14 protein-coding genes and 1 pseudogene are annotated in these 11,706 nt (G+C 69.9%); 10 read left to right on the forward strand and 5 right to left on the reverse strand.

Translation table 11 applies throughout. The features are described 5' to 3' along the window. Positions 1–848: pseudogene (locus ACM2XV_RS08110) on the reverse strand (hypothetical protein); the annotation flags it as partial. A 203-nt stretch (positions 849–1,051) separates the two neighbouring features. Here ACM2XV_RS08110 and ACM2XV_RS08115 point away from each other — a divergent pair. Both ACM2XV_RS08115 and ACM2XV_RS08120 read left to right on the forward strand, forming a co-directional pair. Next, positions 1,052–1,609 carry a TetR/AcrR family transcriptional regulator gene (locus tag ACM2XV_RS08115; protein WP_487026569.1) on the forward strand — a complete coding sequence of 186 codons (558 nt, stop codon included), beginning with the start codon at positions 1,052–1,054 and terminating at the stop codon, positions 1,607–1,609. Between the two features lie 87 nt (positions 1,610–1,696). After that, positions 1,697–2,572, forward strand: coding sequence for an NmrA family NAD(P)-binding protein (locus ACM2XV_RS08120; protein WP_487026570.1), 876 nt, complete (start codon positions 1,697–1,699; stop codon positions 2,570–2,572). A 1-nt stretch (position 2,573) separates the two neighbouring features. Here the strand turns inward: ACM2XV_RS08120 and ACM2XV_RS08125 are convergent, their stop codons facing one another. Next, the gene (locus ACM2XV_RS08125; RefSeq protein ID WP_487026571.1) at positions 2,574–3,011 is read right to left on the reverse strand and encodes a MarR family winged helix-turn-helix transcriptional regulator; all 438 of its coding nucleotides are present in this window, start codon (positions 3,009–3,011) and stop codon (positions 2,574–2,576) included. A gap of 63 nt (positions 3,012–3,074) precedes the next feature. Between ACM2XV_RS08125 and ACM2XV_RS08130 the strand changes: the two genes are divergently transcribed. Further along, complete coding sequence (locus tag ACM2XV_RS08130) at positions 3,075–4,523, forward strand: DHA2 family efflux MFS transporter permease subunit (RefSeq protein WP_487026572.1); 1,449 nt, start codon at positions 3,075–3,077, stop codon at positions 4,521–4,523. Here the strand turns inward: ACM2XV_RS08130 and ACM2XV_RS08135 are convergent. Next, positions 4,486–5,274, reverse strand: coding sequence for a TSUP family transporter (locus ACM2XV_RS08135; protein WP_487026573.1), 789 nt, complete (start codon positions 5,272–5,274; stop codon positions 4,486–4,488). The genes ACM2XV_RS08130 and ACM2XV_RS08135 overlap by 38 nt on opposite strands. Before the next feature lie 94 nt (positions 5,275–5,368). On the opposite strand from ACM2XV_RS08135, the gene ACM2XV_RS08140 reads away from it, so the two are divergent. The 7 genes from ACM2XV_RS08140 (at position 5,369) to ACM2XV_RS08170 (ending at position 10,702) form a co-directional block, all read left to right on the forward strand. Beyond that, on the forward strand, positions 5,369–6,139 hold the full coding sequence (locus ACM2XV_RS08140; RefSeq protein ID WP_487026574.1) for an AraC family transcriptional regulator: 771 nt from the start codon (positions 5,369–5,371) through the stop codon (positions 6,137–6,139). 138 nt (positions 6,140–6,277) lie between these two features. Beyond that, a complete protein-coding gene (locus tag ACM2XV_RS08145) occupies positions 6,278–7,441 on the forward strand; it encodes an LLM class flavin-dependent oxidoreductase (RefSeq protein WP_487026580.1) in 1,164 nt (387 codons plus the stop codon). Positions 7,442–7,524: 83 nt separating this feature from the next. Further along, on the forward strand, positions 7,525–8,157 hold the full coding sequence (locus ACM2XV_RS08150) for a CE1759 family FMN reductase (protein WP_344772529.1): 633 nt from the start codon (positions 7,525–7,527) through the stop codon (positions 8,155–8,157). 304 nt (positions 8,158–8,461) lie between these two features. Continuing rightward, positions 8,462–8,596 carry a hypothetical protein gene (locus ACM2XV_RS08155; RefSeq protein WP_487026575.1) on the forward strand — a complete coding sequence of 45 codons (135 nt, stop codon included), beginning with the start codon at positions 8,462–8,464 and terminating at the stop codon, positions 8,594–8,596. A 156-nt stretch (positions 8,597–8,752) separates the two neighbouring features. After that, complete coding sequence (locus tag ACM2XV_RS08160) at positions 8,753–9,199, forward strand: FAS1-like dehydratase domain-containing protein (RefSeq protein WP_487026576.1); 447 nt, start codon at positions 8,753–8,755, stop codon at positions 9,197–9,199. A gap of 1 nt (position 9,200) precedes the next feature. Next, complete coding sequence (locus tag ACM2XV_RS08165; RefSeq protein ID WP_344772509.1) at positions 9,201–9,626, forward strand: MaoC family dehydratase; 426 nt, start codon at positions 9,201–9,203, stop codon at positions 9,624–9,626. Further along, positions 9,623–10,702, forward strand: a complete 1,080-nt coding sequence (locus ACM2XV_RS08170; protein ID WP_487026577.1) for a UDP-N-acetylmuramate dehydrogenase — start codon at positions 9,623–9,625, stop codon at positions 10,700–10,702. Before ACM2XV_RS08165 ends, ACM2XV_RS08170 begins: the two co-directional genes overlap by 4 nt. On the opposite strand, the gene ACM2XV_RS08175 is transcribed toward ACM2XV_RS08170, so the two are convergent. Both ACM2XV_RS08175 and ACM2XV_RS08180 read right to left on the reverse strand, forming a co-directional pair. Further along, positions 10,692–11,087 (reverse strand): hypothetical protein, encoded by a 396-nt coding sequence (locus tag ACM2XV_RS08175; protein WP_487026578.1) that lies wholly within the window; start codon positions 11,085–11,087, stop codon positions 10,692–10,694. The genes ACM2XV_RS08170 and ACM2XV_RS08175 overlap by 11 nt on opposite strands. 11 nt (positions 11,088–11,098) lie before the next feature. Further along, positions 11,099–11,706 (reverse strand): hypothetical protein (locus tag ACM2XV_RS08180; RefSeq protein WP_487026579.1); only part of this gene is annotated, 608 nt, incomplete at its 5' end.

Consider the following 11,706-nt stretch of genomic DNA (forward strand, 5'->3'; position numbering starts at 1 on the left):
GCAGGCCCGGAGGGTGCGCCCGCGTTGGTCGCTGCGCCGACGGCCTCGAGAGGGGCGGCGACCGAGCTGGAATCCGAATCGGCGACGGCGTGCGCGCTCGTCGACGCGTCGGGCGTGCCGATCGCATCTGGCGTGCTCGGAGCGACGCCGCCGGTCGTCGGCAGAGAGCCAGGCTCAGAGCTGTCGGAGCCGTCGGGCGTGAGGCTCGACGTGAGCGCGCCCGTGGTGTCGGTAACGGTCGTGTCGACGGTCTCGGCAACCGAGCCGACGGTGTTGTCTAGCCCGGATGCGGCAGGCGAAAGCACGGTTGAAACCGGGTTCTGACCAGCGATTCCGCTGACGACCCCGCCGACCACGGGCACCTGCTCGACGTCGGTGACGACGCTGTCGACGGTGCTCGAGACGCCGCCCACGAGGCTCCCCACGGGCTTCGCGGCGGCGAGCTGCGACACCGTGTTCGTGACCGGCTGCGTCACGTGGGTGACGGTGTTGACGACGGGGGCGGTCACCTGCTTGACCGGTGCCTGAACCGGTGCGGGAAGTGCGTTCACCGTCGTCGAGACCACCGTTGAGACGGTGGTGTTGACCGGCGTCGTGACCGCGGTGACGACTTTTCCGACGCCCCCGACGGTGCTGTCCGCCACGCCGGTGACGGCGCCGAGCGTCGAGCCGACGCCGCTCAGCGTCGAGCCGAGCAGAGAGTCGCCCGAACCTGCCGGTGCTTCGGCCGAGACGGTTTCGGCGTGCGCCTCAGATGGCGCCAGAACCTGCGAGAGGGCGAAGAGTCCGCCTCCGACGGCGGTCGCGATCAGCGCGCTGCGAATCGTGGCTTTGAGCCACGACGGCATGCGCCGATCCGAATCCATTACCGTCCCCCAGGGTAGAAATCCATCGTCAGGCTATCTGACAACTGACCGGGGCTCAATAGCGACCGCGAAACCTTTCCTCACTTTCGGCCCCTCGATGGGGCCGGGGCGCCCTCGGCAGCATGTCGGGCGCCCACTCGCGGCGAAATGTGGTGGTCAAGTGCAGTGAGTGTATAGTCACTCACATGCCCGGTCCTGTCCTCTCCTCCGCCGAGAGCCGCCGCCCACTCGTCGCGGCTGCGGCCATCGACGCGTTCGCGCGCGGCGGCTTCCATGCGACCACGGTGGCCGATGTCGCTCGCGGGGCGAAGATCTCGTCGGCCTATGTGTTCAAGTTGTTCTCGGGTAAGAACGCGGTGTTCGTCGCGGCCCTCGAGCGGTGTTTCGACGAGATCCTCGCCGCGCTCGAGCGCGGCGCCGACGAGGCCGAAGAGCAGTCAGCCGACGCGGTGCTGGATGCGATGGGCGCCGCCTACGCTCAGCTCATCGCCGACCGCCGGCTACTGCTGCTGCAGGTCCATGCGCAGTCCGTCGCGGATGTGCCCGAGATCGGCGCCGCACTGCGGGCCGGTCTCGCCCGCGTCACCTCCTTCGCGAAGACCCGCTCGGGCGCGACCAACGATGAGGTGCAGCGCTTCATGGCGTTCGGGCAGCTGTGCCACCTGATCGTGACGGCGCAGATCTGGGACCTGCCCGATGACTGGGCCAAGACCCTGACCCACGGAGTCCGCCACCCTGGCTGAGTCCGCACCGCCCGGCGAGGAGCACGCCGATCGCGCTTCCCGTTGAAGTGAGTGACCGATCACTCTCACTAGTGAAAGGACTGTCCTATGACTGCACCCGAACTGCTCATCACCGGCGTCACGGGCACGACCGGCGGTGCCACGGCCGCGGCGCTCTCCGCCCGCGGCGTGAGGTACCGCGCCGTCACGCGCCGCCCCGAACTGATCACCGACCCCGCTGCAGAGGCCGTTGCCGCGGAGTTCGATGACGCCGAGACGCTGCGCCGCGCCCTTGACGGCGTCCGCGCCGCCTATCTCGTGAGTCCCTCGACGGAGAAGGCCGAAGCCCAGCAGCGCCGATTCATCGACGTGGCCAGGGCTGTCGGCGTGGAGCACATCGTGCTGCTCTCGCAGTTCGCGGCGCGCGCCGACTCTCCCGTGCGATTCCTGCGCTATCACGCCGCCGTCGAGGAGCATCTGAGCGCCAGTGGCATCGGCGGCACCTCGCTGCGCCCCAATCTGTTCATGCAGGGGCTGCTTGCCATGGCGGTGCCCATCGCCGTCGACGGCACGCTGCCTGCGCCGATCGGCGATGCCGCGGTCAGCGTGATCGATGCCAGGGACATCGGCGAGGTCGCGGCGGAAGCCCTCACGGCGACCGAGCCCCTCGGAACGCTCACCCTCACGGGTCCGGAGGCGCTGGGGCATGCAGTGATCGCCGCGGCGCTGACGCGGGCACTGGGCCGGCCGGTGCGCTTCATCGATGTGGCGCCCGACGCGTTCGCCGCGGCGCTGGCCGGGGTGGTGCCGGCCTGGCAGCTCGACGGCCTCGTCGAGGACTATGCGCACTACGCGGCGGGCGAGGCGCGGGCTGTCACGACGGCCGTGCCCGACGTGCTCGGGCGGCCCGCCCGCGACATCGACGCCTTTGCGCGCGACTACGCCGCTGCGTTCCATGCGGCCGGCACGAAGCGCTCCGCCTAGCTCATCCGGATGCCTCGCCGAGCAGGCGCGCGAGCTCCTGCAGTGCCTCGGGTGCCATGCTGCTGATCGCCTCTGGCGGCGTCTCGTGCACGCGCTGGGCGCGCGCGGCGACATTCGCGCCGGCCTCCGTGAGTGTCACCACTTTCACGCGCCCGTCGGATGCGTCGGGTTCGAGCGTCACGAGTTCCTTGGCGAGCAGCGGTTTGACCAGGCCCGTGACGTAGGACTTGTCGCAGCCGAGCTCGTCGGCGAGTACGCGCATCGGCTGTGGCCCGCCCGTGAGCAGCGCGCGCAGGGCGCGCACCGGTCCCGCCGTGAGGCCGACTTCGTTCATGAAGCGGTGCTCGGCCGCCACGACGTCGGGGGAGGCGATCAGCTCCCGCATCCGGCACCATGCGGTGAGGGCTGCGTCGGCTGCCGAATCGGTGCCCTGGGGCATGCCATCAGCTTACGGTCGCCCCATATGGTTGACAGACTCAACTGGTTCCATAGGCTGGACCGCATGCCTAATGAGAATGATTCTCAACGAGTCGTGGTCGCAGTCGTCTATGTCGCGGCGATGTTCATGTCGGTGCTCGACACGACGATCGTCACGGTCGCGTTGCCGGCGATCGCGCGCGACTTCGACGTGTCGGCCGCCTCGGTCGGCGCAGTGTCCATCGCGTACCTGCTCGCCTTGACCGTCTTCATCCCGGTTTCCGGTTGGCTCGGCGATCGCATCGGAGGCAAGCGGGCGCTGCTCGGTGCGATCGGGTTGTTCACGCTCGGTTCGGCCCTGTGCGGGTGCGCCGGCTCCCTCCCGATGCTGGTGGCCCTCAGTGCGCTGCAGGGCGTCGGCGGCGCCGTGATGCTGCCCGTCGGGCTGGCGATGCTGTTCCGCGCCTACCCGCCCGCCGAGCGCGTGCGGCTCTCGGGCACGCTGGCCCTGGTCACCGCGATCGGACCCGCTCTCGGGCCGCTTCTCGGCGGCGTCTTCACCAGCTACGCCACCTGGCGGCTGGTGTTCTTCGTGAATGTGCCGATCGGGCTGGCCGCGCTCGTCTGGGGCGCGCTGCGCCTCGACGCGCACACGCAGCCGCGCCCCGGTCGCCTCGATCTCGCGGGTCTCGTCCTGTCTGCCGTGGGCCTCGGGGCGCTGATGACCGGCGTGGCCGAAGGTGCGAGCCTCGGCTGGGGGAGTCCGCTCGTCCTCACCGCCGTGCTCGCAGGCGTACTCATGCTTGTGGCGCTCGTCTTCGTGGAGCTGCGTGTGGCGCATCCGCTCATCGACATGCGGATGTTCCGCAACCGGCTCTTCACTGTCGCCACCGCGCTCTACGGTCTTGCCTCCGTCGCATACATCGGGGCTCTCTATCTCGTCGCCGTCTTCCTGCAGGAGGGCCTCGGTGTCTCAGCCCTCGTCTCGGGGCTGACCAGCATCGGCTCCGCGGTCGGTGTCGTGCTCGGTGGTCAGCTGGTCAGCAGGGTCTTGTATGCCCGCGTCGGCCCGCGGCGTCTGACGGCTGCCGGGCTGGTCCTGATCGCACTCAGCCTCGCCCTCATGGCTCGCTTCACCGCAGCCGACCAGCTGTGGTGGGCGCGTCTCGACCTCTTCGTGCTCGGCCTCGGTGTTGCCGCCGTGTTCATCCCGTCGCAGGCCATCTCCATGGCGACGATCTCGAGGGCGGACACCGGCAGGGCCTCACCCGTCTTCAACGCGGGCAAGCAGCTCGGCAGCGCCGTCGGCGTAGCGCTGCTGTCGACGGTCGTCGGCTCGCTCATCGGCTCGCGACCGGGGGCCGCCGCGTCGGCTCGCCTGTTCCCGTACCACGTCGCGTTCCTGACTGCGGCCGCCGTGGCACTGGCCGCGGTAGCGGTCGCACTCGTGATCAGAGACGCCGATGCTGCAGCGACGATGAGCCGGCCGATGCGCCCTACCCCAGTAGCGCGACCGCGGCTCCTGAGGCGATGAGTAGCAGCAGGTAGCCCACGCTGTGCGCTGTCTCGGGAATCCGTGGCGGTCGGCGCCGCAGCAGCAGGATCACGGGCATCGCGCCCGCGAGCAGCGCGGCCGCGGCGCGCATATCGACAGCGCCGACGAATCCGGTGGTGTGCGGTATGCCCGCGGGCGTGGACAGTGACAGGGCAACGGCCGGGGCGACGATGGCCACGGTCAGCGGGTTCGCGAGCGACGTCGCCACCGACATCGCCTCTCCCGATCGGCGCATGAGCGGGACGGTCATGACGCTGCCGCCCACGCCGAGGAACGCGGCGACGCTCCCGATCGGGAAGCCGAGCCGGCTGCGCAGACCGCGAGCGCTGCGCGCGTCGCCCCCTTCGGCGGCAGCGCGCTGCAGGCGGAAGAATCCAGGCCGCGCGAGCACGTCGACCACCGTCACGGCGACGTAGGCGACGAAGCCCCAGCGCACGAGACAGGCGGGGGCGAATCGGCCGGCCAACGTCCCGGCCGCACCGCCAGCGGCAAGCAGCACGAGCAGCGGAGCGCTCCTGCCCAGCCGCATGAGCACGTCGCGCCGGGTTGCGGCGGTCGCGAATCCGGCGTTGACCAGCATGACCACGGCCGAGGTCGCGGTCGCGGCATGGATCGCATCCCCGCCGAGCCCCGCGTCCACCGCCGTGATGACCGGCACGGTGACGAAACCGCCGCCGAAGCCGAAGAGCGCGGTCGTCACGCCGACGACGACCCCCACGGTGAGAAGCATGAAAAACGTCACGCTTCCAGCACAGCCGCGCACGGCCTGACGCGCATTCGAAGGTTCGGCAGAAACCTTCGCGACAGCGCCATACCCTGGAGCGATGCGGAACGTGTCCGTCGCCGATTACGACCATCTGGCCGTCGACGTGCTTCCGATCGGCACCGACTACCCGCCGGACCATCTGCTGGCCCGGCACGAGCACCGGCGCGCGCAGCTGCTCTATGGCGCGCGCGGCGTGATGCTGGTGGAGACCGACGACGGCGCGTGGACCGTCCCGGCCGACCGGGCCGTCCTCATTCCGCCACGCACCGCACACGAGGTCCGCATGCTCGGCGTGACCACCTGGAGCCTCTACATCGAGCCGCAGGCTGTGCCGTGGTGGCCCGCGTCGTGCACCGTCGTCGATGTCGGGCCGCTCCTTCGCGAACTGCTCCGCGCCGCGAACGAGCTCGAGGCGGACTATGACCTCGCGGGCCGCGACGGGGCGCTCGTCCAGCTCATCCTCCGCGAGCTCCAGACCGTCTCTCCGCTTCCCCTGGCGTTGACGCTCCCCTCGGGCGAGCCGCTCCGCGCGCTCTGCCGCAGCTACCTCGCAGACCCCGACGTGACGGTCACGAATGCGGAATGGGCGCGCCGGGCGGCAATGAGCGAGCGCACGCTCGACCGGCGCTTCGCGGAAGCCACCGGCATGAGCCCGGCGGCGTGGCGTGCCCGCGCCCGCCTTCTCGCCAGCCTGCCCCTGCTGCGCACCGGCACCGTGACGGAAGTCGCCGCCCGACTCGGCTACTCGTCACCCTCCGCATTCACCGCCCACTTCACGCGCCTGCTCGGCCGGCCGCCGTCGCGGTTCCGCGGCCGCGGCGGTCGCTGAGCGAGCCGATGCGCCTCGCTCGAGTGGGAAGGGAATAAGCGGATTCTCTGCCTGGTTCCATGCAAACGTATGGAAATGGGGCGGCGCAGGAACCGCCCACGGGACGAACGGAAGCGACGGCACATGTCCTCTTCAGCAATGCAGTTCGGGGTCTTCTCGGTCAGTGACATCACCCCGGACCCGACCACGGGCGTCACCCCCAGCGAGGCCGAGCGCATCAAGGCGGCCATCGCGATCGCGAAGAAGACCGAAGAGGTCGGCATGGATGTCTACGCCATCGGCGAGCACCACAACCCGCCGTTCTTCTCGTCGTCGCCCACGACACTGCTCGCGGCGATCGCCGCGCAGACCGAGCGGCTGATCGTCTCGACCGCGACCACGCTGATCACGACGAACGACCCCGTGAAGATCGCCGAGGACTTCGCGATGCTGCAGCACGTCTCCGACGGTCGCGTCGACGTCATGCTCGGCCGCGGAAACACCGGGCCGGTGTACCCGTGGTTCGGCAAGGACATCCGCTCGGGCATCCAGCTCGCGATCGAGAACTACGCGCTCTTGCACCGCCTCTGGCGCGAGGACGTCGTCGACTGGGAAGGCCACTTCCGCACCCCGCTGCAGGGCTTCACCTCGACGCCCCGGCCGCTCGACGGCGTGCCGCCGTTCGTGTGGCACGGCTCGATCCGCAGCCCCGAGATCGCCGAGCAGGCCGCCTACTACGGCGACGGATTCTTCGCGAACCACATCTTCTGGCCGGCATCCCACACCCAGCGCATGATCGCGCTGTACCGCCAGCGCTTCGCGCACTACGGCCACGGCGACGAGAAGGACGCGATCGTCGGGCTCGGGGGCCAGATCTACCTGGCCAAGAACTCGCAGGACGCGAAGCGCGAGTTCCGCCCCTACTTCGACAACGCGCCGGTCTATGGCCACGGCCCGACCCTCGAGGAGTTCAGCGAGCAGACGCCGCTGGCCGTCGGCAGCCCGCAGGAGGTCATCGACAAGGTGCTCGGATTCCGTGAGTACGTCGGCGACTATCAGCGCCAGCTGTTCCTCATGGACCACGCCGGACTGCCGCTGTCTGCCGTCCTCAAGCAGCTCGACCTGCTCGGCGAAGAGGTCATTCCCGTGCTCCGGAAGGAGCTCGACGCGCGCCGTGCGCCGGGTGTGCCGGATGCGCCGAACCACGCCGCACTCGTCGAGGCGGCCGGCGGGGCCCGCGAGTTCCGCCCCGGGGCGAACCGCGGCGACAACCTCACCAACGGTTCTCCGTATCAGGACGCCGCGGTGCCGGTGGTCGAGTAGCTCGCGCAGCGACCGTATCCGCCGGGTCGAGTAGCGCGCAGCGCGTATCGAGACCAGACCTTCTCCTCTTGAAAGGACTCCCCATGACAACCCGCAATCTCGCCGTCGTCGCCGCCGGTGTCGGCGCTCCGTCCTCGACGCGCATGCTCGCCGACCGCCTGTCGGCCGCGGCGATCGAGGCGCTGCGCGACGAGTTCGGAACCGATGTGCAGGCATCCGTCTTCGAATTGCGCGACACGGCCAAGGACGTGACCAACAACCTGGTGACCGGATTCCCCAGCCCGAAGCTCGCCGAGGTGATCGAGACCGTCGCAGCGGCCGACGGACTGATCATCGTGACGCCGGTCTTCAATGCGTCGTTCAACGGCCTCTTCAAGTCGTTCCTCGACGTCATCGAGCCGAGCGCCCTGACCGGCCTTCCGACGCTCATCGGAGCGACCGGCGGGTCGCCGCGCCACTCGCAGGTGCTCGACTACGCGATGCGCCCGGTCCTCACCTATATGCACGCCGACGTCCTGCCGACCGGCGTATACGCCGCGACCGAGGACTGGGCGGGGCAGGCGGATGCCTCGCTGCCGAGCCTGCCCGACCGGATCGCTCGCGCCGGCCGCGAGTTCGCGGCGCGCGTCGCGGTCACCGATCGCTCGAGCCGCATCGCGGACCCGTTCGCGCTGGACGGCTCGTTCTCGGTGACAGGCGGATTCTCCGCCGAGTAGCCTGCGCCGCCCCCGTTGGTCGACTCGGCGAGGCGCCCCCGCTGGTCGACTCGGCGAAGCCGAATGGAGACCCGCGACACGCCGAGAAGCGCCGCTGTGGATGTGGAATCCGCAGCGGCGCTTCTCTGTGCATAACCGCCCGCAATGTCAGTGGTTCTGCGGATCCTGGATGTGGATGAAAGTGTGGGCAATCTGTGTTGAAGAGTGTGGAGAGAAAAATCCGGGAAACACCACATCTAGTGGCATGACATTCGTGTAATTCCGGATATATAGTGTTCCTACCGCAAACGCGGAAGAGGTCCTCTTGGCACCAAGAGTCCTCGCCACAGAGCTTCGATTCGAGGGGGCAACCATGGACTACGAGAGCAACGACACCGTCGGCGGTTACGCGGTTCCCGTCGACCCGATGGACCTGCTGCAGTGCGACAGCTGCCAGTAAGGCAACCAATCTTCGAAGAGCCCCGGTCGTAACGACCGGGGCTCTTCTCGTGCACGGCCAGTCGCCGCCACGCTTTCCACGTGGCTGCACGCAGGATGCGTCCGGGCGCCGGCAGTGCTCACCCGGCTCGAATGTGCGCACCGTTAGGCTTTCCGGGTGCCGATCAATCCCGACATCGTGGGCCGTGCGCTCGAGCCGACGGCGCCCTATCTGGTGGGCCGCGAGAAGATCCGCGAGTTCTCCCGTGCCGTCTTCGCGACGAACCCGATCAACCTCGACCCGGCTGCGGCCCAGGCCGCCGGCTATCGTGACGTCGTCGCGCCGCCGACGTTCCCCATCGTGATCCAGCAGCTCACGCTCGACCAGCTGCTCGCCGAACCCGACGCCGGCATCGACTTCAGCCGCGTCGTCCACGGCGACCAGCGCTTCAGCTACACGCGCCCGATCGTCGCCGGCGACGAGCTCACGGGCCGGCTGACGGTGACGAGTGTGAAGACGCTGGCGGGCAATTCGATGGTCACGGCCGAGACCGTGGTGGCGGATGCCTCGGGGGAGCGCGTCGTCACGGCCATCTCGACCCTTGTCGTGCGAGCGGAGGACTGACATGACCGGCAGCACCGACCTCGGCACCCTTGCCGTCGGCGACGTCGTCGCCGAAGCCGCCTTCCCGCTGACGCGCGACTCGCTCGTGCGCTACGCCGGCGCCTCGGGCGACTTCAACCCGATCCACTACCGCGACGACGTGGCGGTCTCGGTCGGGCTGCCCGGCGTGCTCGCCCACGGCATGCTCACGATGGGCCTCGCCGTCCAGCCCGTCTCCGACTGGGTCGGCGATCCCGGCCGCATCCTCGACTACCAGGTGCGCTTCACGCGCCCCGTCGTCGTCGACCCCGAGTCGGGCGCCGAGGTCCTCGTCGTGGCCAAGGTCGGCAAGCTCGACACCGAGGCCGGGCAGGCGCGCATCGACCTGACCGTGACGGTCGGCGAGCAGACGGTGCTCGGCAAGGCCCAGGCCCTCGTCCGCCTGTGAGCGAGCAGGCGGCACCGACCCCCGGCGCGATCCCGGCGCTGTCCGCATTGACGACGCTGCGCGTCGGGGGCGCCTCCGAGGCGTACTTCGCGCCGGCGAGCGAGAGCGAGCTGGTCGAGATGGCTCGCGAGCTCTGGTCGCAGGACGAGCCGTGGCTGATCCTCGGCGGCGGCTCCAACACGGTTGCGCCCGACGATGGCTTCCCCGGAACCGTGCTGCACGTCGCGACCCGCGGAGTCGACAGGATCGAAGCGCCCGAGGGCGAGGTGCGGCTGCGTGTCCAGGCCGGCGAGCCGTGGGACGAGGTCGTCGCCCACGCCGTCGCGAACGGCTGGGCGGGCATCGAGGCGCTCAGCGGCATCCCCGGCTCGACGGGCGCGGTTCCCGTGCAGAACGTCGGTGCCTACGGGCAGGAGGTCGGCTCGGCGCTCGTCGCCGTCGACGTGCTCGACGCCGAGTCGCTCGAGGTGCGCCGGCTTGCGGCATCCGATCTGAAACTCGGCTACCGCGACTCGATCTTCAAACACGGCTATCAGGGGCTGATCACGGCCGTCGAACTCAGGCTGACCATGATGGGGGCGGATGCCTCAGCCCTCGGTTCCCCCGTCGCCTACAGCCAGCTCGCCGCCGCCCTCGGGGTCGAGGTCGGCGCGAGGGTGCCGCTCGGCGATGCGCGTGAGGCCGTGCTCGCACTGCGCCGCTCGAAGGGCATGGTGCTCGACCCGCTCGACGCCGACACCTTCAGCGCAGGCTCCTTCTTCACGAACCCGATCGTTCCCGAGGCGTTCGCGCGCAGCCTCCCGGGCGACGCGCCCCGCTGGCCCGTGGCCGATCAGCCCGATGAGGGCCCCGTGCTCGTGAAGCTCAGCGCCGCCTGGCTGATCGAGCACAGCGGAATCGGCCGCGGCTTCGCGCTGCCGGGCTCCCGAGCTGCGGTCTCCGGCAAGCACACCCTCGCGCTCACGAATCGCGGGGGAGCGACGGCGGCCGAGATCGTCCAGCTCGCCACCTTCATTCAGGCGCGGGTCTCGAGCGACTTCGGCATCAACCTGCAGCCCGAGCCCGTCATCCTCTAGGGCGCGTGGCGACCTTCAGCCCCTGGCTGAGGCCGATCAGCAGCAGCAGAGCGCCGAGGGCCAGCGCCCCGACGATCGCCCATCCGCCGTCGTCGAGCGACAGGATCCAGTTGCTGAACGCGGCGCGCCGGTCCGCCTCGAGCAGAGTCCAGACGGTGCACCAGCCGCCGGCGGCGAAGACCAGGCCCCAGATGATTCCGGCCCAGCGCACGCGGGGCGTGGTTCGCAGGGGGCCCTGCTGCTGCCGCCCGGCCAGCCAGGCAGGCTCGGCTTCGGGCAACGGTGCCGTGGCGCCGGTTTCCCCGGCATCCGTCTCTGCCGTGAACAGCTCGCCCAGCTTGTCGGTCTGCTCTGCGGTCTGCTCTGCGTTCTTCTCGTCGCTCATGTCCCTGTTCCTCAGTCGAGATAGCCGTGGCCGCTGTTCGGGCGCTCGCCGCCCTGGTAGATGTAGACGCCGCCGTGCCCCTGCGTGATGTCGACGACGAGGTCGGCCGTGCCGCCGTGCGTGTTGTCCCAGCTGCGCGTGACGGCCGCGCGGCTGTCCGGGGAGCTCGCCCGCAGCTCGCCCTGCTGCGCCATGATGCCGTCACGGCGCTCATAGCTGTGCACGTCCGAGTCCGTGCTGGTCACCTCGACCCGCGCCTTCACGCCGTCGCCGAGGTAGACGGCGACCGCTCCGAACGTCTGGTCGATCTCGATCTCGCGCGTGCCGCTCGCGTCCAGGTCTCCGGCGGCCGCGTCGATCTCGACCTGACCGGCGAACTGGGTGAAGCTCACGTCGCGGTCGGCGCGCAACTGGGTGTATCCGACGGGCGCGTCGTGCACCGGCCAGCCGAAGGAGCCGAGGCCGATGATGAGCGTCACGATGGCGAAGAACGCGAGCGCGCCGCTGCGGCGCCGTGCGGCGCCGGCCACCACCATGCCCAGGCCGATGACCGCGAGCGCCACGGCCATGCCGATCGGCGCCGCGTACCGTGCGAGGTCCGAGTCCCCGGCCGCCACGA

It is taken from the genome of Gryllotalpicola sp. CP2-P1, from assembly GCF_057512245.1.

Coding starts and splice junctions, on each gene's coding strand:
- ACM2XV_RS08115 (WP_487026569.1), top strand. CDS start 1,052: ATGCCCGGTCCTGTCCTCTCCTCCGCCGAGAGCCGCCGCCCACTCGTC.
- ACM2XV_RS08120 (WP_487026570.1), top strand. CDS start 1,697: ATGACTGCACCCGAACTGCTCATCACCGGCGTCACGGGCACGACCGGC.
- ACM2XV_RS08125 (WP_487026571.1), bottom strand. CDS start 3,011: ATGCCCCAGGGCACCGATTCGGCAGCCGACGCAGCCCTCACCGCATGG.
- ACM2XV_RS08130 (WP_487026572.1), top strand. CDS start 3,075: ATGCCTAATGAGAATGATTCTCAACGAGTCGTGGTCGCAGTCGTCTAT.
- ACM2XV_RS08135 (WP_487026573.1), bottom strand. CDS start 5,274: ATGCTTCTCACCGTGGGGGTCGTCGTCGGCGTGACGACCGCGCTCTTC.
- ACM2XV_RS08140 (WP_487026574.1), top strand. CDS start 5,369: ATGCGGAACGTGTCCGTCGCCGATTACGACCATCTGGCCGTCGACGTG.
- ACM2XV_RS08145 (WP_487026580.1), top strand. CDS start 6,278: ATGCAGTTCGGGGTCTTCTCGGTCAGTGACATCACCCCGGACCCGACC.
- ACM2XV_RS08150 (WP_344772529.1), top strand. CDS start 7,525: ATGACAACCCGCAATCTCGCCGTCGTCGCCGCCGGTGTCGGCGCTCCG.
- ACM2XV_RS08165 (WP_344772509.1), top strand. CDS start 9,201: ATGACCGGCAGCACCGACCTCGGCACCCTTGCCGTCGGCGACGTCGTC.
- ACM2XV_RS08175 (WP_487026578.1), bottom strand. CDS start 11,087: ATGAGCGACGAGAAGAACGCAGAGCAGACCGCAGAGCAGACCGACAAG.